The 21,513-nt window shown below is 72.9% G+C and carries 22 protein-coding genes and 1 tRNA gene; 14 read left to right on the top strand and 9 right to left on the bottom strand.

Translation table 11 applies throughout. From position 1 onward, the window contains the following. Positions 1 to 29: 29 nt before the first annotated feature. The 12 genes from IE153_RS02885 to IE153_RS02830 all read left to right on the top strand — a co-directional run bounded on the left by IE153_RS02885 (position 30) and on the right by IE153_RS02830 (position 11,276). Entirely contained in the window at positions 30 to 1,295 is a 1,266-nt protein-coding gene (locus tag IE153_RS02885) for an MBL fold metallo-hydrolase (RefSeq protein ID WP_189588105.1), read from the top strand. Between the two features lie 693 nt (positions 1,296 to 1,988). Continuing rightward, on the top strand, positions 1,989 to 4,253 hold the full coding sequence (locus IE153_RS02880; RefSeq protein ID WP_189588103.1) for an ATP-binding protein: 2,265 nt from the start codon (positions 1,989 to 1,991) through the stop codon (positions 4,251 to 4,253). Positions 4,254 to 4,321: 68 nt separating this feature from the next. Further along, positions 4,322 to 4,753, top strand: coding sequence for a roadblock/LC7 domain-containing protein (locus IE153_RS02875; RefSeq protein ID WP_031135180.1), 432 nt, complete (start codon positions 4,322 to 4,324; stop codon positions 4,751 to 4,753). A gap of 2 nt (positions 4,754 to 4,755) precedes the next feature. Further along, a complete protein-coding gene (locus IE153_RS02870) occupies positions 4,756 to 5,127 on the top strand; it encodes a DUF742 domain-containing protein (RefSeq protein WP_031107809.1) in 372 nt (123 codons plus the stop codon). Beyond that, complete coding sequence (locus IE153_RS02865; protein WP_189588101.1) at positions 5,105 to 5,734, top strand: GTP-binding protein; 630 nt, start codon at positions 5,105 to 5,107, stop codon at positions 5,732 to 5,734. Before IE153_RS02870 ends, IE153_RS02865 begins: the two co-directional genes overlap by 23 nt. 61 nt (positions 5,735 to 5,795) lie before the next feature. Continuing rightward, entirely contained in the window at positions 5,796 to 6,368 is a 573-nt protein-coding gene (locus IE153_RS02860) for a GAF domain-containing protein (protein ID WP_189588099.1), read from the top strand. A gap of 180 nt (positions 6,369 to 6,548) precedes the next feature. Beyond that, positions 6,549 to 7,577, top strand: coding sequence for an L-threonine 3-dehydrogenase (tdh, locus tag IE153_RS02855; protein ID WP_189588097.1), 1,029 nt, complete (start codon positions 6,549 to 6,551; stop codon positions 7,575 to 7,577). A gap of 36 nt (positions 7,578 to 7,613) precedes the next feature. Further along, the gene (locus IE153_RS02850; protein WP_189588095.1) at positions 7,614 to 8,807 is read left to right on the top strand and encodes a glycine C-acetyltransferase; all 1,194 of its coding nucleotides are present in this window, start codon (positions 7,614 to 7,616) and stop codon (positions 8,805 to 8,807) included. Between the two features lie 36 nt (positions 8,808 to 8,843). Beyond that, the gene (locus IE153_RS02845) at positions 8,844 to 9,746 is read left to right on the top strand and encodes a LysR family transcriptional regulator (protein WP_189588094.1); all 903 of its coding nucleotides are present in this window, start codon (positions 8,844 to 8,846) and stop codon (positions 9,744 to 9,746) included. Between the two features lie 46 nt (positions 9,747 to 9,792). Beyond that, on the top strand, positions 9,793 to 10,365 hold the full coding sequence (locus tag IE153_RS02840; protein WP_189588092.1) for a helix-turn-helix domain-containing protein: 573 nt from the start codon (positions 9,793 to 9,795) through the stop codon (positions 10,363 to 10,365). After that, positions 10,362 to 10,889, top strand: coding sequence for a GNAT family N-acetyltransferase (locus IE153_RS02835; protein ID WP_189588090.1), 528 nt, complete (start codon positions 10,362 to 10,364; stop codon positions 10,887 to 10,889). Before IE153_RS02840 ends, IE153_RS02835 begins: the two co-directional genes overlap by 4 nt. 30 nt (positions 10,890 to 10,919) lie before the next feature. Then, entirely contained in the window at positions 10,920 to 11,276 is a 357-nt protein-coding gene (locus IE153_RS02830) for an MmcQ/YjbR family DNA-binding protein (RefSeq protein ID WP_031107820.1), read from the top strand. A gap of 13 nt (positions 11,277 to 11,289) precedes the next feature. On the opposite strand, the gene IE153_RS02825 is transcribed toward IE153_RS02830, so the two are convergent. Together IE153_RS02825 and IE153_RS02820 are read right to left on the bottom strand one after the other, a co-directional pair. Continuing rightward, entirely contained in the window at positions 11,290 to 12,201 is a 912-nt protein-coding gene (locus tag IE153_RS02825) for a transketolase family protein (RefSeq protein ID WP_189588089.1), read from the bottom strand. Between the two features lie 28 nt (positions 12,202 to 12,229). Next, a complete protein-coding gene (locus IE153_RS02820) occupies positions 12,230 to 12,934 on the bottom strand; it encodes a thiamine pyrophosphate-binding protein (RefSeq protein WP_189588088.1) in 705 nt (234 codons plus the stop codon). Positions 12,935 to 13,070: 136 nt separating this feature from the next. Between IE153_RS02820 and IE153_RS02815 the strand changes: the two genes are divergently transcribed. Beyond that, positions 13,071 to 13,144, top strand: a tRNA-Pro gene (locus IE153_RS02815). Between the two features lie 11 nt (positions 13,145 to 13,155). Here the strand turns inward: IE153_RS02815 and IE153_RS02810 are convergent. From IE153_RS02810 to IE153_RS02780, 7 genes are all read right to left on the bottom strand, one after another. Then, positions 13,156 to 14,175 carry an MASE1 domain-containing protein gene (locus tag IE153_RS02810; protein ID WP_189588086.1) on the bottom strand — a complete coding sequence of 340 codons (1,020 nt, stop codon included), beginning with the start codon at positions 14,173 to 14,175 and terminating at the stop codon, positions 13,156 to 13,158. Positions 14,176 to 14,278: 103 nt separating this feature from the next. Next, entirely contained in the window at positions 14,279 to 15,610 is a 1,332-nt protein-coding gene (locus IE153_RS02805) for a PP2C family protein-serine/threonine phosphatase (RefSeq protein WP_189588082.1), read from the bottom strand. A 48-nt stretch (positions 15,611 to 15,658) separates the two neighbouring features. Next, the gene (locus tag IE153_RS02800) at positions 15,659 to 16,195 is read right to left on the bottom strand and encodes an NUDIX hydrolase family protein (protein WP_031107824.1); all 537 of its coding nucleotides are present in this window, start codon (positions 16,193 to 16,195) and stop codon (positions 15,659 to 15,661) included. Positions 16,196 to 16,271: 76 nt separating this feature from the next. Continuing rightward, the gene (locus IE153_RS02795; RefSeq protein ID WP_438817894.1) at positions 16,272 to 17,411 is read right to left on the bottom strand and encodes an amidohydrolase family protein; all 1,140 of its coding nucleotides are present in this window, start codon (positions 17,409 to 17,411) and stop codon (positions 16,272 to 16,274) included. A 1-nt stretch (position 17,412) separates the two neighbouring features. Continuing rightward, on the bottom strand, positions 17,413 to 18,816 hold the full coding sequence (locus IE153_RS02790; RefSeq protein ID WP_189588078.1) for a type I glutamate--ammonia ligase: 1,404 nt from the start codon (positions 18,814 to 18,816) through the stop codon (positions 17,413 to 17,415). Positions 18,817 to 18,863: 47 nt separating this feature from the next. Further along, a complete protein-coding gene (locus IE153_RS02785) occupies positions 18,864 to 19,676 on the bottom strand; it encodes an SAM-dependent methyltransferase (protein ID WP_189588077.1) in 813 nt (270 codons plus the stop codon). Positions 19,677 to 19,831: 155 nt separating this feature from the next. Beyond that, a complete protein-coding gene (locus IE153_RS02780) occupies positions 19,832 to 20,650 on the bottom strand; it encodes a hypothetical protein (RefSeq protein ID WP_189588075.1) in 819 nt (272 codons plus the stop codon). Between the two features lie 238 nt (positions 20,651 to 20,888). Between IE153_RS02780 and IE153_RS02775 the strand changes: the two genes are divergently transcribed. Continuing rightward, positions 20,889 to 21,509 carry a helix-turn-helix domain-containing protein gene (locus tag IE153_RS02775; protein WP_189588073.1) on the top strand — a complete coding sequence of 207 codons (621 nt, stop codon included), beginning with the start codon at positions 20,889 to 20,891 and terminating at the stop codon, positions 21,507 to 21,509. Positions 21,510 to 21,513 lie beyond the last annotated feature (4 nt).

The following is a 21,513-nucleotide window of genomic DNA, read 5'->3' as shown; positions in this document are numbered from 1 at the left end:
AAGCCTGACCGACTCCACCTGGAGGTACCGTGGCCGGTTTCCGTACCCTGAGCTCCGGGCTCCGCGCGCTCCAGCCCGGGGCGTTCGGCGCGGATCCGAGCGGTGAGCGCATGGCGCGCATCCGCAGATCGCCCCATTTCAAGGACGGGGTCTTCCAGAACCCCGGCGGTCCCGCGCGGACCCGGCCCTCGGGCTCGACCCTGGACTTCGCGAAGGTCTTCTTCGACAAGGACACCCGGCCCCGCCGCACCCCGAAGGGCACCGTCCCGGTGCACTCCACCACCCTCGCCGACATCGCCCGGCCCCCCGCCACCGGCCTGCGGCTGACCTGGATGGGGCACTCCAGCGTCCTCGCCGAGATCGACGGCCGGCGCGTCCTGTTCGACCCGGTGTGGGGCGAGCGCTGCTCCCCCTTCTCCTTCGCCGGGCCCAAGCGGCTGCACCCCGTCCCCCTGCCGCTCGCCGCGCTCGGCCCGGTCGACGTCGTGGTGATCTCGCACGACCACTACGACCATCTGGACATGCCCACCATCAAGGCCCTCGCGGGCACGGACACCCTGTTCGCCGTGCCCCTGGGTGTCGGCGCGCACCTGGAGCACTGGGGCGTCTCGGCCGACCGGCTGCGCGAGCTGGACTGGCACGAGACCGCCAAGATCGGCGGCCTCACCCTGACCGCCACCCCGGCCCGGCACTTCTGCGGCCGCGGGTTGCGCAACACCCAGCACACCCTGTGGGCCTCCTGGGTCGTCGCCGGGGACGAGCACCGGATCTACCACAGCGGTGACACCGGTTACTTCGACGGCTTCAAGGAGATCGGCGCCGAGCACGGGCCGTTCGACGCCACGATGATCCAGATCGGCGCCTACTCCGACTTCTGGCCCGACATCCACATGACCCCCGAGGAGGGCATGCGCGCCCACCTCGACCTCCAGGGCGGGCCGGAGCACGGTCCGATGCTGCCGATCCACTGGGCCACCTTCAACCTGGCGACCCACCCGTGGGCGGACCCCGGCGAGGGGACGCTCGCGGCCGCCCGCGCGGTGGGTGCCGGTGTCGCCCTGCCCCGTCCCGGCGAGCCCTTCGAGCCCACGGCCGAGACGGTCCCGTCGGAGCCGTGGTGGCGTGGGGTGGCGCTCGCCCCGGCGGGCGGTCGCGCGGCCGGGGAGGCCCTCGCCGGAGCCGGTATCAAGACGGCCTCGGACGCGGCAGCCGTGGCCCAGGTCGACACGGTGAGTGACGGTGCTCGCGGGGCCGGTAAGGGCACCGAGGACCCCGAGACGCTCCCTGCGGGCTGACCCGGGGCGTACGGCAGACGAACGGCGAGGGCCGGGGAGCGAGAGGCTCCCCGGCCCTCGCCGTCTGCGTGCGACCGCTTCTGACCAGGTCTGATCGAGCTCTTTGCGTTCCTGGTCGAATGTGCGGAGGGGTTATCGGTCTGTCGTGCGAGGCCTCATACCAGAGCGGGACGCTCACCGTATGAGTTTGTCAACTGCCCACCGCACATGATGCGCTGGCGACTACTGTCAGTGGCCGTCGGGAAGCAGGGCGGATCAGGGAGTGGGGGCCGGCACGTGCAGGCGCAGGGCGGACGAGGGAGTCGACGCGACGGGGATCCCCGCTGCCCACGCGCCACCGACGCCGGCACGGGCGCGGCCGAGGACACGGGTGCCGGTGCCGACCGCGCGGGCACTGCTGTCGACCGCACGGGCCCTGCCGTCGGTGGCGCGGAAACCTCCGTCGGTGGCGCGGGTGTGGCCCGGCCCGGCGAGGGTGCGGCCCGGTTCGGCGCCGCAGCCGTAGGGGCCCCCGGCCCGGGGCGGCCCGCCGGTCCCCGTGGCGTCAGTGGCGCCGGCGTCGGCGGTGGCGCGCGGAAGCCGGGGGAGGCCGGGCGCACGGCCCGGGGCGCGCGCAGGCGGCCGCGCGAACCCGGCCGCACCCCCGCAAGCTCCCCTGGCACCCCGGCCCGACGGACCAGCACGAGGACACCGATGTCTCACCTCCGCGCCCCGGCCACACGCGCAGACCGCCGTGAGGGCGGGCGGCACGGGCGGCCCGCCGTCCGCACCGCACCCGCGCTGCCCGAGACCCACATACGGCCCCAGCTGCTGCGTCTCGCGGTGCTGCCCCCCGTCGCCGTCGCCCTCAGCGGCTGCGCCGCCGTCCTCTTCATCGTCCGGTCCACCGGAACGCGGCCGGGCCTCACCCTGTGGGCCGTGCTCGGCGGCGCGGTCTTCGTGGCCCTCGTCGGCATCGCCGTCGCCGCGGTCGCAGCCAACCGGGCCGCCCGGTCCGTGCACGACCGCATCGGCGTCCTGCGCCGCAGCACCGCACGGCGCGAGGCCGACCTGCGCACCCTCGTCGAGACGCTGCGCCGCGGCGACGGGCCGCCGCAGCTCGCCCCGCAGAGCCGCCACGCAGGTCCCGCCGAGGACGGCGACGACTTCGACCTCCTCGCCGCCGACCTGTCCCGCGCGCACGACGGCGCCGTCACCGCCGTCGTGCAGGCCTCCCAGCTCTCCAGCCAGGCCGGCAGCGAACAGAAGCTCGAGGTCTTCGTCAACCTCGCCCGGCGCCTGCAGTCCCTGGTGCACCGCGAGATCTCCATCCTCGACGAGCTGGAGAACGAGATGGAGGACCCCGACCTGCTCAAGGGGCTCTTCCACGTCGACCACCTCGCCACCCGCATCCGCCGCCACGCCGAGAACCTCGCCGTGCTCGGCGGCGCCGTCTCCCGCCGCCAGTGGAGCAACCCGGTCTCCATGACCGAGGTGCTGCGCTCGGCCATCGCCGAGGTCGAGCAGTACTCGCGGGTCAAGCTCGTGCCGCCGATCGACGGGCAGCTGCGCGGCCACGCCGTCGCCGACGTCATCCACCTCCTGGCCGAACTCGTCGAGAACGCCACGGTGTTCTCCGCCCCGCACACCCAGGTCCTGCTGCGCGCCAACCTCGTCACCTCCGGGCTCGCCGTCGAGGTCGAGGACCGCGGGCTCGGCATGCCCCTGGAGGAGCAGACGCGGATGAACGCGCTGCTCGCCGACCCCGACCAGGTGAACGTCGCCCGGCTCCTCGCGGACGGCCGCATCGGCCTGTTCGTCGTCTCCCAGCTCGCCCGGCGGCACGGCATCACCGTCCGCCTCCAGACCAACATCTACGGCGGAGTGCAGGCGGTGCTCGTCGTACCGCAGGCGCTTCTCGGAGCCGAGGCGGGGGCGGGAACGCCCGGGGGAGCGGGGCAGTCGACGGCAGGTGCCCCCGGTGCGGATGGTCCGGCGCTGCCGGGGCGGCCGGACGGGCAGGCCGGTCGGAGCGGTCCGGCCGCCCCGGGCAGGCAGGCCGGGCCGAACGGGCAGGTTGCCGCCGGTGCCGGTGGCGCGTCGAGGGGGCTGTCCCTGGTCGTCGACGGCGGTGAGGCCGGGCTCTCGTCCGTGCCGCTGTCCGCGTCCGGAGCCGGGCCGTCGGGTCCGCTCACCCCACCCACCGCGTCCCCCTCATCCATCGCGCCCCGAAGGCACGAGCAGGGGACCGAATCGGCCTCGGGCGGGAGCACACCGGACGGCCGGCCCGCGCCCCTGCCCATGCGGGGGGCCCGCCGGGAGCGTCCCACCCCGGCCGAGGCACGGCCCGGTATCAGTCCCGACGACCGGCGGACCCTCGCCGAGCACGTCACCGAGCCGCCCACCCCCCGCAACGGCACCGTCCGCGGCACCATGGGCAAGCCCCAACTGCCCCGTCGCCGCGCCCAGGAGCACATCGTGCCCCAGCTGCGCGACGGCCCGACGCCACGCCAGGACCCCGAGTACCTCGTGGGCCACGACCCCGGTCTGATGGCGGCCTTCCAGCGCGGCATCAGCCTCGCGGAGGCCCAGCAGAGCATGGAGGCCGGCAACACGGAGTGGGGCGACACGTCGTCCGTCCACACGGAGTCCGTCCACATGGCGTCCGCGCACACGGAGTCCGTCCACATGGCGTCCGCGCACACGGAGTCCGCCCACATGGACTCCTCCTACACGGACTCCTCCGACACGGGCTCCGCCCCCATGGAGATCGCCCACATGGACTCCTCCTACGCGGACTCCGCCCACACGGACCCGGCAGCCACGGGCTCCACCCGCAGGGACCCGATGCCCGTCCGCCCGGTCCACCTCGAGGCGCTCCCCTCGGAGCTGTCCCCCTCGAACAGGCCGACGCCCGGGTCCCGTTCCGACCACCCCACGACCACCACCCGGCAGGACGGGAGCGCACCCGCCGGATGACCACCCCCCTTCCCACCCCCACCCCCAGCGCTCCCGCAGACCTTCGTACCCCAAGGAGTCGATCCACCATGGCGAGCGATGCGCCGACCGCCCATGTATCCGATCTCGACTGGCTGATGAGCGGCCTCGTACAGCGCGTACCGCACACGAGCGCCGCGGTGCTGCTGTCCTGCGACGGGCTCGTGAAGTCCGTGCACGGTCTCGACCCGGACAGCGCCGACCACATGGCCGCCCTGGCCTCCGGCCTGTACTCCCTCGGCCGCAGCGCCGGAGTCCGCTTCGGCGACGGTGGCGACGTACGGCAGGTCGTCGTCGAACTCGCCTCGACCCTGCTGTTCGTCACCACCGCCGGCTCCGGCACCTGCCTGGCCGTGCTGGCCGGCCGCGAGGCCGACGCGGCCGTGCTGGGCTACGAGATGGCGATGCTGGTCAAGAGCGTCCGCCCCTACCTGGTGACCGCTCCCCGGCAGTCCGTCGAATCCCCGGCGATGAGGCCTTGAGCGTGACGGCGGCCGGTGACGGGCCCTGGCTCGACGACGCGGCCGGGCGGCTGGTGCGGCCGTTCACGGTCAGCAACGGCCGCACCCGTCCGTCCGTCGCGCTCGACCTCGTCTCGCAGGTGATGGCCACCGGGGCGACCCCCCTCGGCTATCTCGGCCCCGAGCACGCCCAGGCGCTCGAACGGTGCCGGGTGCCCGTCGCCGTCGCCGAGGTCGCCGCCCATCTCACACTGCCGGTGGCCGTCACCAAGGTGCTGCTGGCGGACCTCGTCGACTGCGGGGCGTTGACCACCAAGCCCCCCGCGTTCCACCACAACCCGACGGACCGGGCCCTTCTGGAGGCAGTGCTCGATGGACTACGACGACAGCTCTGACTACACCGACGGACCGGGCCACGGCGCCGACCCGTTCCCCACCGCGCTGAAGATCCTGGTGGCGGGCGGGTTCGGCGTGGGCAAGACGACCTTCGTCGGCGCGGTCAGCGAGATCGCGCCGCTCAGCACGGAGGAACTGCTCACCACCGTCAGTGCCGCGACCGACAACCTCGACGGCATCGAGAACAAGGTCGAGACGACCGTGGCCATGGACTTCGGCCGCATCACCCTCGACCCCCGGCATGTGCTGTACCTGTTCGGCACGCCCGGACAGGAGCGGTTCTGGTTCATGTGGGACGAGTTGTGCGAGGGCGCGCTGGGCGCGGTCATCCTCGCCGACACCCGCCGGCTGGAGGAGTGCTTCGCCGCCGTCGACTTCTTCGAACAGCGTGGCCTCGAATTCGTCATCGCCGTCAACGAGTTCGACGGCGCCTACCGCTACGACCCCGAGGAGGTGCGCGGTGCCCTGGATCTGTCCGATGACGTCCCCGTCGTGTGCTGCGACGCGCGGATCTCCAGCTCCGGGGTCCAGACCCTGCTGACTCTGGTGCGCCACCTCATCGCCCACACCCCGGCCCCGGCGACGGGGTACGGCGCCCACATGTGACCCCCGCACACCTGCCACGGAGGCCGTAGATGACGCGAGTTCACAACCCGGGAGCACGCCCATGACCTACGACCCGCCGCGCCCGGCCGGTCGTCTGCTGCTCACACCCGAGGACAAGGAGGCCCCCGCCCGCACCCGCCGACTGCGCAGACTGGGCCTGGGGGAGCGCCCCGAACCCGCACTGGACTCCTTCGCGGTCCGCCTCGCCGAGTTCACCGGTGCGCCGTACGCCATGGTCAACCTCCCCGACGAGCAGGGGCAGTTCTACGCGGGCCTGCACGTGCCGGCTGTGGCGCCGGTGGTGCGCAGCGACGGCACCAGCCCGCGCCTCAGCCGTGCCCTGCCCCGCGACCACGGCTTCTGCCCCCATGTGGTGGCGCGCCGCAAGGCCCTCGCCCTGGAGGACGTCGGCGACTATCCGCGGTTCGCGGGCAATCCGGTGGTCGACGAGTTCGGCATCCGCTCCTATCTGGGGGCGCCGCTCATCGACGGCACGGGCCTGGTGCTGGGCACCATCAGCGTCGCCGACGTCGAGCCGCGGCCGTGGGGGAAACCGGGCCTGACGGCGATCAAGGAACACGCCGCGCAGCTCGTCGTGGCGCTGGAGAGCCGGGACGGCCTGCCGCCCTACTGAAGCCCGGGATTCGCGCGGGCCCCCCGGGGCGTGAAGGAAAGCTGCGGCGGCGCTTAAGAAATCCTCGATGGACCGGCGCGCCCGCCGTACGGCAGATTTCAGTGCGATCCCACTCCTCTCCCGGTCCAGGGGTTCCTTCGGCATACCCGGAGCCGGGACTCACCCCCAGGAGCCGTAGCGGTGAAGGCGCTGGTCAAGCAGAAGGCGGAACCCGGGCTGTGGCTCGTGGACGTCCCCGAGCCCACCGTCGGGCCCGGCGACGTACTCATCAAGGTGCTGCGCACCGGAATCTGCGGCACCGACCTGCACATCCGGGCCTGGGACGGCTGGGCCCAGCAGGCGATCAGCACCCCGCTCGTGCTCGGACACGAGTTCGTCGGCGAGGTCGTCGAGACGGGACGGGACGTCACCGACATCGCGATCGGCGACCGCGTCAGCGGCGAGGGCCACCTGGTGTGCGGCAAGTGCCGCAACTGCCTGGCCGGGCGCCGGCACCTGTGCCGGGCCACCGTCGGGCTCGGGGTGGGCCGCGACGGAGCGTTCGCCGAGTACGTCGCCCTGCCCGCCGCCAACGTCTGGGTGCACCGGGTGCCCGTAGACCTCGACGTGGCCGCGATCTTCGACCCGTTCGGCAACGCCGTGCACACCGCGCTGTCCTTCCCGCTCGTCGGCGAGGACGTCCTGATCACCGGCGCGGGACCCATCGGCCTGATGGCCGCCGCCGTGGCCAGGCACGCCGGCGCCCGCAACGTCGTGATCACCGACGTCAGCCCGGAGCGGCTGGAGCTGGCCCGCAAGATCGGTGTCAGCCTCGCGCTCGACGTCTCAGGCTCCACCATCGCCGACGGGCAGCGCACGCTCGGACTACGCGAGGGCTTCGACATCGGCCTGGAGATGTCCGGCCGCCCCGAGGCCATGCGCGACATGATCGCCAACATGACGCACGGTGGCCGGATCGCGATGCTCGGCCTGCCCGCGCAGGAGTTCCCCGTCGACTGGGCCCGCGTCGTCACCTCGATGATCACCATCAAGGGCATCTACGGCCGCGAGATGTTCGAGACCTGGTACGCCATGTCGGTCCTGCTCGAGGCCGGCCTGGACCTCGCGCCCGTCATCACCGGCCGCTACGGCCACCGCGACTTCGAGGCGGCGTTCGAGGACGCGGCGAGCGGCCGCGGCGGCAAGGTCATCCTCGACTGGACCGCGTAACCCCCCTTCTCCGCAAGCACCTTAGGAGCTTCCCTCATGTTCGACTCCGTGCGCGACGACCTGCGTGCCACCCTCGACGAGATCCGCGCCGCCGGCCTGCACAAGCCCGAGCGCGTGATCGGCAGTCCGCAGTCCGCCACCGTGAACGTCACCGCGGGCGGCCGTCCCGGCGAGGTCCTGAACTTCTGCGCCAACAACTACCTCGGCCTCGCCGACCACCCCGAGGTCGTCGCCGCCGCCCACGAGGCCCTGGACCGCTGGGGCTACGGCATGGCCTCCGTCCGCTTCATCTGCGGCACCCAGGAGGTGCACAAGGAGCTGGAGGCGCGCCTGTCCGCCTTCCTGGGCCAGGAGGACACGATCCTCTACTCCTCGTGCTTCGACGCCAACGGCGGCGTGTTCGAGACGCTGCTCGGCCCGGAGGACGCGGTCATCTCCGACGCCCTCAACCACGCGTCGATCATCGACGGCATCCGCCTGTCCAAGGCCCGCCGCCTGCGCTACGCCAACCGTGACCTGGCCGAGCTGGAGGCCCGGCTCAAGGAGGCCTCCGACGCGCGCCGCCGCCTGATCGTCACCGACGGCGTCTTCTCCATGGACGGCTACGTCGCCCCGCTGCGCGAGATCTGCGACCTCGCCGACCGCTACGACGCGATGGTCATGGTCGACGACTCCCACGCCGTCGGCTTCGTCGGCCCCGGCGGCCGCGGCACGCCCGAGCTGCACGGCGTCATGGACCGCGTCGACATCATCACCGGCACCCTCGGCAAGGCCCTCGGCGGCGCCTCCGGCGGCTACGTCGCCGCCCGCGCCGAGATCGTCGCCCTGCTGCGCCAGCGCTCCCGGCCGTACCTGTTCTCCAACACCCTCGCCCCGGTCATCGCGGCGGCCTCCCTGAAGGTCCTCGACCTGCTGGAGGCCGCGGACGACCTGCGCGTCCGGCTGGCCGAGAACACGGCCCTGTTCCGCGGCCGGATGACCGAGGAGGGTTTCGACGTCCTCCCCGGTGACCACGCCATCGCCCCGGTGATGATCGGCGACGCGGCGGTCGCCGGGCGCATGGCCGAGCTGCTGCTGGAGCGCGGCGTCTACGTCATCGGGTTCTCGTACCCGGTGGTGCCGCAGGGCCAGGCCCGGATCCGCGTCCAGCTGTCGGCCGCGCACTCCACGGAGGACGTCAACCGCGCGGTCGACGCCTTCGTGGCGGCGCGGGCCGAGCTGGAGGGCTGACGAGCAGCACAGGGTGCATTTGAGACAATCGATCGCATGATCGAAGCGCGGCGGCTCCACATCCTCCGGGCGGTGGCCGACCACCGTACGGTGACGGCGGCTGCCGCCGCGCTGTATCTCACGCCGTCGGCCGTGTCCCAGCAGCTCGCCGCCCTGGAGCAGGAGACCGGCCACCGGCTCGTCGAGCGCGGCGCCAAGGGGGTACGGCTCACCCCCGCCGGCGAGATCCTGCTCAACCACACCAACGCGGTCCTCGCCCAGCTGGAGCGGGCCGAGGCCGAGCTCGCCGCGTACAGCTCGGGAGCGGCCGGCACCGTCACGGTCGCCTCGTTCGCCACCGGAATCGCCTTGGTCGTCGCGCCCGCCGTGGCCGCTCTGGCCCACTCGGCGCCCGGGATCCGCATCCGTGTCCAGGACGCCGAGGGCGACGCCAGCCTGCCGATGGTGCTGGACCGGCAGGTCGATGTCGCCGTCGCCGTCGAGTACCGCGGGGCCCCGCCCGCCGACGACCCGCGACTGGCCCACGTGCCGCTGTACGCCGAGCCCTTCGACGCGGTCGTCCCCGTCACCCACCGCCTGGCCGATGCGGCCGAGGTGCCCCTCGCCGACCTGGCCAAGGACCCGTGGATCGGCCAGTACCCCGGCAACCCCTGCCACGACGTGGTGATCCTGGCCTGCGAGAACGCCGGTTTCCAGCCCCGTATGGAGCACTCCTCGGACGACTTCCGCGCGGTCGTCGCCCTCGCCTCGGCCGACGCGGGCGTCGCCCTGGTGCCGCGCTCGGCGCTGCGCGGCATGGACCTCACCGGGGTGGTCGTGCGCCCTGTCGACGGAACGCCCCCCACCCGCCGGGTCTTCGCCGCCGTCCGCAGGGGAGCCGAGGAGCACCCCCTGATCCGCCCCGTGCTGGACGCGCTCGGCGAGGCAGCCAGGCTGTGAGCGCCCCGTAACACCGTCGTCTCATATCCGGGATAGCATCCCGGATATGAGAGGCGACGAGACGGATCCCGTGGACGCCCGGCTGGGAGCGCGCCTGGCCGAGCTGCGGGCCGAACACGACTGGTCCCTGGGTGAGTTGGCCGACCGCAGCGGGGTGAGCCGGTCCACCCTGTCCCGGGCCGAGCGGGCGGAGACCAGCCCCACGGCCTCCGTCCTGAACCGCCTGTGCGCCGTCTACGGGCGCACCATGTCCCAGCTCCTCAGCGAGGTCGAGGCCGAACCGGAGGCCGTCGTCCGCTCCGCGGCCCAGCCCGTGTGGCAGGACCGCACCTCCGGCTTCGTACGCCGGTCCGTGTCGCCCCCGCACGCCGCCCTGCGCGGCGAACTCGTCGAGGCCCGCCTCGCACCCGGCGCCGACCTCGCCTACGACCGTCCGCCCGTGGCCGGACTGGAGCAGCACATCTGGATCCTGGAAGGGGCCCTGGAGGTGACCGCGCAGGACACCGAGCACCGTCTGGTCACGGGGGACTGCCTGCGGATGCGGGTGTGGGGCCCGACCCGGTTCCGGTGCGCGGACCCCGGGGGCGTTCGCTACCTGCTGGCGGTGGTGCGGCCGTGAACCGACTGGACGAGTCTCAACTGCTGCGAAAGGCAGCGGAGTTGGCGGATCTGCTGACCTGCACCGTGAACGGGGGCGCCTCCGTCGGCTTCCTCGCCCCGCTCGGCCCGGCGGAGGCCCTGGCCTGGTGGCGGGGCCGGGCCGCCGACGTCGCCGCGGGCCGGCTCGCCGTATGGGTGGCGTGCGACGGGGAGCGGGTGCTCGGCACCGTCAGCCTGGCCTTCGCCGAGAAGGCCAACAGCCGTCACCGCGCCGAGCTCGTGAAGCTGATGGTGGCGCCGGAGGCCCGTGGGCGCGGCCTCGGCCGCGGGCTCCTGGCCACGGCGGAGGCCGCGGCCACGGCGGCCGGCATCACCCTCCTGCACCTGGACACCGAGACCGGCAGCCCCGCCGAACAGCTGTACCGCTCCAGCGGATGGACCCCTGTCGGCGCCATCCCGGACTACGCGGCCGACCCCGGAGGCGTCCTGCGGCCGACGACGATCTACTACAAGCACGTACCGGTAACCGCTCCCACCAGGTGACTGTCGGTGGGAGCCGATACGGTGCCTGCCATGCCGGATGCCGAAGACGTACGACGGATCGCCTTGTCCCTGCCGGACACGACGGAGAAGATCGCCTGGAGCATGCCCACGTTCCGGGTCGCGGGAAAGATGTTCGCCACGCTGCCGGAGAACGAGACCTCCATCGCCGTGCGCTGCCCCAAGGAGGAGCGCAACGAACTGGTGCTCGCCGAACCGGGGAAGTTCTGGATCGCCGACCACGAGTCCCAGTTCGCCTGGGTGCGCGCCCGGCTCGACGCCCTGGAGGACGAGGGCGAGCTGCGGGACATCCTCGCCGACTCCTGGCGCCAGGCGGCCCCGACCCGGCTCCTGGAGGCCCACCCGCGGATCGGCCTGCCCGCGGAGTGACGTCCTCCTGATCTCAGACGCGGACCGTCGCCCCGAGGAACCCCGAGATGCGCTCCCGCAGCGACCGGGCGTCGAGACCATGGGCGGCGACGTGCTCCTCCAGCCGCCCGTACCGCCGCAGTTCGCGACGGCCCACGCCCAGCCCGAGGACCCGGTGCGGCACATCCGCCAGCCCGTCGTTCGCGGCGGCCGTCGACGTGCCCGCCAGGTAGGGCTCGACGAGGACGACGTCCGTCCCGGCCGTCTCGGTGGCCCGCCGCAGGGCGGCGCCGTCGAAGGGGCGGACGGTGGTCGCGTACAGGACGGTGACGTCCAGCCCCTCGGTGGCGGCGAGTACGGCGTCGAGCATCGGCCCCACGGCGACGACCACGCCGGAGCGTCCCTCGCGGACCGTACAGAAGCGCTCCCCGTCGACCGGCAGCGCCTGCCCGTTGGCCTGGACGGACAGCCGTACGTACACCTTGTCGTCGCCCGCGGCGACCGCGTGCCGCAGCAGCGTCTCGGCCTCGTCCGGGTGCCCCGGCACATGGACGGTCCAGCCGTCCAGGGTGTCGAGCAGCGCCACGTCGCCCGGCGCCATGTGCGTGTAGCCGCCGGCCGGCCAGTCGAAGGAGGCGGCGGCGCTCACCAGCACCGCGCCCGCCTCCTGGTGCCCGAGGTCCAGCTTCACCTGTTCGAAGGGCCGCTCCACGAGGAAGCTGGCGAAGGTGTGCACGACGGGCCGCAGCCCGGTGAGTGCCAGCCCCGCCGCCGCCCCGATCAGGAGCTGCTCCCGGATGCCGACGTCGACGACCCGCCCAGGATGGCGGCGGGCGGCCGCGGCGAAGCCGTCCGTGCCGATCGCGGCGAGGACCACCGCCACCCGGGGATCCTCGTCGAGCAGCCGGGAGACGACAGGGGCGAAACGGTCACGCATGGTGTCCATGGAAGCAAGACTCCTCGGTAGCGGAAAATCAGGCGGACTTCGGCTCGACCCGGGCCACGACCACGTGCGGGCGACCCGGGTGCGGCGCGGTGAAGGCGGCGTACAGGGCCTCGTGGTCACGGCCGTCGACGGTCAGCGTGGACCAGCCCGCCGCCTCGAAACGGGCGGCGATCCCGCCGGGGCGGGCGTATGTGGCGGAGGAGTTGTCGACGACGACGGTGTGCAGCCGGTCGAGCCCGGCGGGCCCGGCGAAGGCGATCGCCTCGTGGTTGCTGCCCTCGTCCAGCTCCGCGTCCCCGACCAGCGTCCACACCCGCGGCTCGTCGAGCCCCTGGGCGCGCAGCCCCAGCGCCGTACCGACGGCGATCGGCAACCCGTGCCCCAGCGATCCGCTGCCGATCTCGGCCCCTGGCACGAGCGTCCGGTCCGGATGGTGGCCGAGCGGGGAGTCGTACGAGCCGAAGCCCGCCAGCCACTCCACCGGGAGGAACCCCTTGGCGGCCAGCACGGCGTAGTACGCCATCGGCCCGTGCCCCTTCGACAGCAGGAACCGGTCCCGCCCGGGGTCGTCCCCGCCCTCCGGGCTCACCCGCAGCACCCGGTCGTACAGCACCCACAACACGTCCAGCGTGGACGTCGCGGCCGGGCCGTGCTTCTCGTCGCCGGTCATCAGGCCCATCAGGCCCGCCAGGTCGGCATGCGCGGAGGTGTACGTCTGCGTCGCGTCGGTCATGACGACGAGCGTGCAACCTCAACCAGCCTTGAGGTCAAGCGGCGCCAACCCGGAAACGGATGCGCGATCACCGGTGCGAGTGCGGTATTGTTTCCCTGCGCGTTCGGCCGGGGGAACTCCCAGGTCAGACGGGCAACGGGACGTGGCGCAGCTTGGTAGCGCACTTGACTGGGGGTCAAGGGGTCGCAGGTTCAAATCCTGTCGTCCCGACTGTGAGGCAGTCATTCAGAGGCCGTATCGGATTCCACGGATACGGCCTCTTGATCATTTCTGCGGACGGAGAGCGCCGGCCGGCGGTCGCTGGTGGCGATCCTGGTCGCCATCTCGGCGAGCTGTCTGCACGCCTGCGCGATCTCCCGCTCGGTCTGGGCGCGTTCCCCCACGGCCGCCCCGAGCAGCAGCGCGGTCAGCGAGGCGGAAGCGTTGAACGCCTGCAGTGTGATCATATTGGTGAACAGGTCGTGGCCGGCGAACGGGCCGGATTTCTGCCCGGCCGCGACGATCGCGAAGACCGACACCGCGAGGGCGCAGGGCGCGGCCCCGGACAGCCGGAAGCGGAAGCCGGCCCAGATCAGCAGCGGGAAGCCGAGGAACAGCAGCGGGGTGTCGCTGGTCTCGACGAAGCCGACGCAGGCCGTGGCCGCCACCAGCAGGATCCCCTCCGCCCACCGGGCCGGTGAGACGCCCCGCGGCCACCGGGCCGAGCGGAGCAGGAGCAGCACCGGCGTGACCGCCAGGACGCCCATCGCGTCACCGGTCCACCAGACCGACCAGGTCGACGCGAAGTCGCCGGTGTCCAGTACACCGGTCAGGGCCAGCGTCCCGCTGCCGACCGTGGCGCTGACCAGCATCCCGGTGAAGGCGCCCAGGAAGATCAGGGCCAGCGCGTCCCGCAGCCGGTTCAGTTCGTTGCGGAACCCGGCACGGCGGAGCAGGACGTACGAACAGACCGGTGCGAGCGTGTTGCCCGCGGCGATCGCGAGAACGGCCGGCAGCGAGGGTCCCAGCGTGACGTTGACCAGGAACGCCCCGAGGGCGATCCCGGGCCAGACCCGGGGGCCGAGCAGGAGCAGGCTCGCCAGCGCGATGCCGCTCGGCGGCCACAGGGGGGTGACCTGGCCCCGCACCAGTTGCTGGAGCAGTCCGAGCTCGGCAGCGCCGTAGTACAGCCCGGCGACGGCGCAGATCTCCAGGGCGACCCGGACGTCGCGCCGGGGCCGTGCCTGCCGCGCGACCGTCATCGGGACCTCCGCATCGACATCCCCCGACCATCATCCGCCGGATCCCCCGGATCCTCCACAACGCCGCTGAGCTGGATGTTCGGGCCTCGCCGGCGCCCGGGCGTCAGGCCGTCGGGGTGCGCAGGGCGAGGAGGGCGATGTCGTCGTGACCGTCGCTCGGGTGGTCGTCGGCCAGGGCGCACACGAAGTCCCGCAAGGGCAGAGCGGCGTGGAGCGCGGCGAGATCGGCCAGCTCGCCCAGGCTCCGGTCGATAGGGTGGGCGGGATGCTCGATCAGGCCGTCGGTGTAGAAGACCAGGGTGGTGCCGGGGGGAAGGAAGCGGGAGTGGTCCGGACGGGGCTCCTCGGGGTCGACCCCGAGCGGCAGTCCGGGCTCGCCGGTCAGGACCTCGACCCGGCGCTCCGGGGTGATCAGCAGGGGCGGGACATGCCCCGCGGTGCTCCAGCGCAGGCGCCAGCCCGGTCCCTCCGGCTCGATCCGGGCCAGAGCGGTGGTCGTGACGGGGTTGGGCGTGACCGCCTGGAGCGTGCGGTCGAGCCGGGTCAGGACCGCGCCCGGTGAACTGTCCCGGTCGAAGAGCAAGGCGCGCAGCATGTTGCGGACGGAAGCCATGGCGGCCGCGGCGTGCAGATCGTGCCCGGCCACGTCACCGATGACGACCGCCACGACGTCGTCGGGCAGCGGGATCGCGTCGTACCAGTCCCCGCCCAGCCTGCTGGGCTCGGCGGCCGGCCGGTAGACGGCCGCGGCGGTGAACGGGCGCAGGTCGGGCAGCGTGGGCAGCAGCAGCCGCTGGAACTGCTCCGCCCCGAGCCGCACCTGTTCGAACAGGCGGACGTTCTCGATCGCGATGCCGGCGGCGCTGGCGAGGGCCACCACCACGTTCTCGTCCTGGACGTCGAAGGGCTGCCCGTCGCGCCGCTCGGAGAGGTACAGATCGCCGTAGATCTCGTTGCGAACACTGATGGCGACGCCGAGCAGGGTCCGCATGTGCGGGTGGCCGGGCGGGAAGCCGACGGAGGAGGCGTGGGCCGGGATGTCGCCGATCCGCAGGGGCTCGGGGTGGCTGATCAGATGGCCGAGGACACCCCGGCCGGTGGGCAGACCGGTCTCGGCCAGGTCGGCACGCTCCCGCGCGGACAGGCCGGCGGTGATGAACTCCTCCAGGTGCTCACCGGTGTCGTTGAGCACGCCGAGGGCGCCGTAACGGGCGCCCACCAGGTCCATGGCCGTGGTCACGATGCGGTGCAGTACCGCGGGCAGCTCCACCTCACGGCTGATGGCCACCACGGCGTCCAGCAGGCCCTGCATGCGGTCCATCGCGTCCAGCAGGGCGCGCAGCTGCTCGTCGATCCGGCTCAGCTCCGTGCGCAGGCGCACATGCAGGTCGGGAAGATGCGGCTGCCCCGCGAACGGGTCCTGCTCCGCGTCCATCACGAGCACCTCCAGGCCGGAGGGCGGTCACGTGAAAGAGCTTAGGCCTCAGATCGCGCAGCCCGCATGCGCCAGCGCCTGCTTCAGCAGCACCCCGTGCCCGCCCGGCATCTCGCTCTGCACCGCCTCCGAGACGGCGTCCTGGGGGCTGAACCACACCAGGTCGAGCGCGTCCTGCCGGGGCCGGCAGTCGCCCGTCACCGGCACGATGTAGGCGAGGGACACCGCGTGCTGGCGCGGGTCGTGGTAGGGCGTGATGCCCTGCGTCGGGAAGTACTCCGCGACCGTGAACGGCTGGAGCGACGCCGGGACGCGGGGCAGCGCGACCGGGCCGAGGTCCTTCTCCAGGTGGCGTAGGAGGGCGTCGCGGACGCGCTCGTGGTGCAGCACGCGGCCGGAGACCAGCGTCCGGCTGACCGTACCGTCGGGGCCGATGCGCAGCAGCAGGCCGACGCTGGTCACCTCGCCGCTGTCGTCGACGCGGACCGGGACGGCCTCGACGTAGAGGATCGGCATGCGGGCGCGTGTCATCTCCAGCTCGTCGGAGGACAGCCAGCCGGGCGTGGTTTCGGTCATGTCAGACATTGCTTGATCATACTTTCAGCCGTTCGGACTTCCTGGGTAGCCGCTCCAGGAGAACTGTGACCGGCCACACGCCTGTTCAATCGTCCTCCGGCCCGTCGGCCTCCAGCCGGTAGACCCGCAGGGCGTTGTCCCGCCCGGTCCATCGCGCGATCCGCAGCGCGTCCGGCAGGGACAGCTCGTCGGCGTCCACACGCTCCTGGAGCAGTTCCGCGAGCCCTTGCCGGAAGGCGAGCGCCCCGAGGTGGTAGAACTCGGCCACACCATAGGCGTCCGAGCTGTACAGCAGTTTGCGGAACGGTGTGATCTCCAGGGCCTCCGCGAGGACCGCACCGGCCCGGGCGGGGCCGACGTGGTGCAGGGTGAGTCCGACGTCGAGGTACACCTGCTCGAAGACCGCGGCGAGGTAGGCCGCCTGTCGCTGGTAGGGCCAGCAGTGCAGGAGCAGGACGGGGATCGTCCCGGCGGTGAGGTGCAGCCAGTCGGTGAGGTGGGTGGGGTCGACGCGGTGCAGCCGGATGTCGTTGTCGCCGAACCCGGTGTGCAGCTGGAGCGGCAGACCGAGGTCGACGGCGGTCCACAGCAGGTGCCGCACGAGGACCGGGTCGTCGAGGCGTCCGACCCCGGAGAGCCAGTACCGGGCCGCTTCGGTGACCTCCGCCTCCGAGGGGCGGGCCGGGTCCAGGTCGAATCCGGTGCGGTAGGCCGCCACCGACTTCACGGCCACCACGCCGGGCCGCCGCACGGCGGCCAGCGCTGCCGCGTGGAAGGCGTCCGCGTAGGCGTCCGGTTCGACGCCCGAGGCCTGCACCGACTCCGCGACACCCTCCAGCCGTACGACCTCGTACGAGGTCCCGCCCGCGGCCTCGGCGATCTCCCGCGGCGTGGTGAGGGGGTCGGGCGCGTAGCCGGTGTCGACGCAGAAGACGTCCGTGCCCGCGGTGCGCAGGAAGCGGCGCTGCACCTCGCGCCGGCCGAGTTCCGAGCGGCGGGCGAGGTACTCCTCGGCGGGCGCGTGCCGGGGCAGGTCGAGCAGGGGAGCGCAGTGACGGCGCACGGCCACGCCCACCGGGCTGTCGAAGGGCGAGATCCCCGGCCACGCCTCGCCCTCGGTGAGGAGGGACTCGAAGGCGTCCCGGCCGAGGTCGGCCGTGACGGTGCCGTGGCAGTGGTGGTCGACCAGCCGTACGGAGTCGAGTGCCTCACGGACCGCGCTCACGTCAGTACACCCAGCGGTACGCCGCCGCCACCTGGTCATCGTCCAGCCCGGCGACGGACGCCTGCTCGCCCCGCCGTACGGCGATGACCGCGTCGGCCAGGACCGGGCCGAGGGCCGTCCGCAGGGCCTCGTCGTCGCGGAAGGCCTCGACGGCCCGCTCCAGGGACTCCGGCAGTCGGCGCACGCCCCGGGCCGCCGCCTCGGCCTCGCCCAGGTGGGCCGGGTCGCCGGTGGTCTCGTCGGGCAGGACGGCGGACGACGTCAGGCCGTCCAGACCGGCGGCGATCAGGGCACCGATCGCGAGATAGGGGTTGGCGGCCAGGTCGACGGGCTTGATCTCCAGGTTGGCCGCCCGGTCGCGCAGCCCCGCGGTGCCGGTGACGACCCGCAGCGCGGTCTCCCGGGTCTCGCGGCCCCAGGCGGTGAACACCCCGGCCCACTGGGAGGGCTTGAGCCGCAGACGGCTGGCGGGGCTCGGGGCGGTGACGGCCGTGAGGGCGGGCAGATGGGCCAGGATGCCGGCCGTGAACGACTCGGCCTGAGCCGTCATGCCGTGGCGGCGCTCGCCCCCGGCGTGCAGGTTCGTCCCGTCACGCCAGGCGGACAGATGGACGTGCCCGCCGTTGCCGACGCCCCGGCCCACCACGGCCGGGGCGAACGAGACCCGCAGTCCGTGCCGCTGGGCCACCGCCCGGACGGTCTGCCGGACCAGCACACTGCGGTCGGCCGCCGCCACCGGATCGAGAGCACCCACCGAGATCTCGAACTGCCCGGCCGCGTACTCGGGATGGACCTGCTCGACGTCCACGCCCTGGGCCGCGCACGCCGCCAGCAGGTCGGCGGTGTAGTCCCCGAGCTCGATCTGCCGGGTCGCCCCGTACGCCGGTCCGGTCGTCGCGGGCACGAACGCGTCGCCGGGCGCGTCGCCCCGGGCGACGCTCCACTCGATCTCGATGGCGGCCTTGAAGGTGAGACCGTGCCGCTCGGCCGCCTCGGTGACGATCCGGCGCAGGAACGTGCGGGTGCAGCCGGGATGCCGCTCCCCGGCCTGCGTGACGCGGTCCACCGGCGCCCAGGCCCAGCCGGGCTGCCCGGCCAGGACGACGAGCCGGTCGAGGTCCGGGTAGAGGCGCAGATCACCGTCGGGGGAGCCGAGGACGTCGGTGGTGACGATGGAGTCGTTCGCCAGGAACGTGTCGAACACCGGTGACATGCCGACGCCCCAGGCCGCCGCGGCGGCGAGCCGGGCCGTGGGGACGGTCTTCACCCGGCCGATGCCCGCGGTGTCGACGTAGGCCAGCACGACGCCGTGCACACCCCGCCCGGCGAGTTCGCCGCTCAGCGCGGTGGCCCGCTCGACGTCGCCGGGGCGGCCGCCGGGCACGGGATCGGCCAGGGTGGTCATATGTCCTCCGCGGTTGTCCGGGTTCTTCTCCGGCGAAGGCGGCGCCGTCAGGGCTTCACGGCCACCGCGCCGTACTGCGGTACCAGCACCGACGAGCCGGGCTCGGCGCGCCACTGCCCGCACGACACCATGCCCGGTTCGAGCACCTCGAGGCCCTCGAAGAACGCGGCGATGTCGGCGCCGCTGCGGGCCGTGATCGGGGGAGTGGCGTTCTCGTTCCAGAACTTCATGGCCGGGATCTGGCCCGCGCCGCCGAGCTCGTCGTCGAAGGTCGGGTGGGTGAGGACCAGGAAGCTGCCGGACGGCGCCGCGGCCATCACCCGCCGCACGATGTCCCGGGCCTTGTCGACGTCCAGGACGAAGTTGAGGATGCCCAGCATCATCACCGCGATGGGCCGCGTGAAGTCGAGGGTGTGACCGGCCCGTTCGAGGATGGCGTCCGGGTCGTGCACATCGGCGTCGATGTAGGCGGTGACGCCGTCGTGGGTGCCGGTGAGCAGGGTGCGGGCGTGCACCAGGACGATCGGGTCGTTGTCGACGTAGACGATGCGCGCGTCGGGCGCGATCCGCTGGGCGATCTCGTGGGTGTTGTCCGCCGTCGGCAGTCCCGTGCCGACGTCGAGGAACTGCCGCACCCCGCGCTCACCGGCGAGGAACGACACGGCCCGGCCGAGGAAGTCCCGGTCTGCTCGGGCGATGTCCCGGATGATCGGGAACATGCCGGCGACGTGCTCGCCGACCTGCTGGTCGACCTCGTAGTTGTCCTTGCCGCCGATCCAGTAGTTCCACACGCGCGCGTTGTGTGCCACACCGGTGTTCAGCCTCGCCGACCCTCCCGAAGGGGTGTGGCCATCACTCACGACTCGTCCTCTCCCTCGCACGCACGACCGAGGCCGGTCGCCGCCGCCCATTGTGCCGCTCCGATGATCACGCTGTCCCGGGAATCGGCGGAGCGGGCACGGCGGTTGAGGCGGGGCCGGCGAGCGGGAGAGAGCTGCTTGCCGTGCCGGCCGGTCTAGTCGGTGGGGCTCGCGGCGGGCGACTTCCCGGCCAGGACGTCCTCCAGCCGCTGGGTGCCCTGTTGCGCCGCCTGCTTCATGGAGTCGTCCTCGCCCCCGTCGAGCCCGCCCGCCGTGACGGTGATCGCGTCGTCGCCGACCCGTACGGCGGCGACGTTCAAGGTCAGCGTGGCGTCGTTGCCGTCGACCGAGCCCTGCACCGTCACGCGCAGGCCCTGCCGGGCGTCGCCCACCTTGGGCACCGAGGTCTCGATGACCTGGACGGTGCGCTTCTCCTTGCCGTCGGTCACGGTGAACTGGTCGCACTTCTCCGGCAGCGTCGCCATCCAGTTCAGGGAGTCCTGCGGATCGGTCCGGTCGTAGGAGGCGACCTGGTACAGCAGGCGGGAGTCGCCCTGCTCGAAGCCGCGCAAGGCGGACGCGCCCGACGGCCGGCCCAGCAGATCGTCGTCGTACAGGGAGTCGATGAGCCGCTGGCAGTCGGACGCCTGGGCCTTGCCGGACACGAAGTCGGACACGTCGACCGTGCCGACGAGGAGGCTGTCGTGCCAGTTCTCGGCCTCCGTGTCCTTGACCTGCGTCCAGTCGTCCTCGATGTCCGCCTCGGTGATCAGCGCGGTCCGGGCGCCGTTCGTGGAGAGGGTGGCGGTGGGGGAGGGGGTCTGCCGCACGTCGGCGACCTGGGACGCGGTGACGCCGGAGACGCGCGAACCGTCCGTGCCGCCGTCGTCCGAGCAGGCGGCGGTGGAGAACAGCGTGCCTGCCGCCAGGGTGGAGGAGAGGACGCGGACGAGCCGGGTCGGACGACGGGTCATCGGGGTGCCTCCTGAGAGCGTGGCGCGTGCCCCTAGCGCACCACCACTGTGCAGGGCCCACCACCGGCGTCGGACCGTTCGGGTGAGCGCCTCGCGGGCTGCTCAGGGCGGCCTCGGCTCGAGCCGTCCGCCGGGGCAGGTGCGTCTCGACCGAGCGGAGCGGGACGACTCCTGGCGTCCGGGCTCTCACTCGCTGTTCAATGAAGCTGCACAGTCACCGTGAGCAGAGGAGTCGCCCGTGGCATCCGCCGTCGTGCCGCCCGTCGGCGCGCGCATCCGGCAGGCGCGCCAGGAGCGCGGCACGAGCCTGCGCGCGCTGGCCCGGGAGATCGGAGTGTCGGCGAGTCTGGTGTCGCAGATCGAGACCGGCAAGAGCCAGCCGTCCGTCAGCACGCTGTACGCGATCACCACCGCGCTGGGCATCTCCGTGGAGTCCCTCTTCGATGCCCGGGAGGCCGTCCGGGAGACTGCCGTGCCGCACGCCCTCGCCGCCTTCGCCGCCGATCCCGGGCGGCGGATCGGGCCCCTGGTCGGCTCGGCCGGGCGCGAGACGCTGGAGCTGGACTCGGGGGTCGTGTGGGAGCGTCTCGGGCGGGTGCCGGGCGCGGAGGCCGACTTCCTGCTGGTGACGTACCGGCCCGGCGGCTCGTCCTCCGGCTCCGGCGGGCTGATGCGGCACGCCGGCACCGAGTACGGCTATCTGACCTCCGGCGAGCTGGTCCTCACTCTCGGTTTCGAGGAGTACACGCTGCGGGCGGGCGACTCCGTGTGCTTCGAGTCGACGACTCCCCACCGGTACCGCAACGATGGAGAGGTACCGGCTGTGGGCGTCTGGTTCGTCTCCGGCGATGTTCAGTGACACT

Source organism: Streptomyces massasporeus (assembly GCF_014648995.1).
Classification (GTDB): Bacteria; Actinomycetota; Actinomycetes; order Streptomycetales; family Streptomycetaceae; genus Streptomyces; species Streptomyces massasporeus.
The sequence above is the reverse complement of the archived record's forward strand: the minus strand, read 5'-3'. Positions and strand labels throughout refer to the sequence as shown.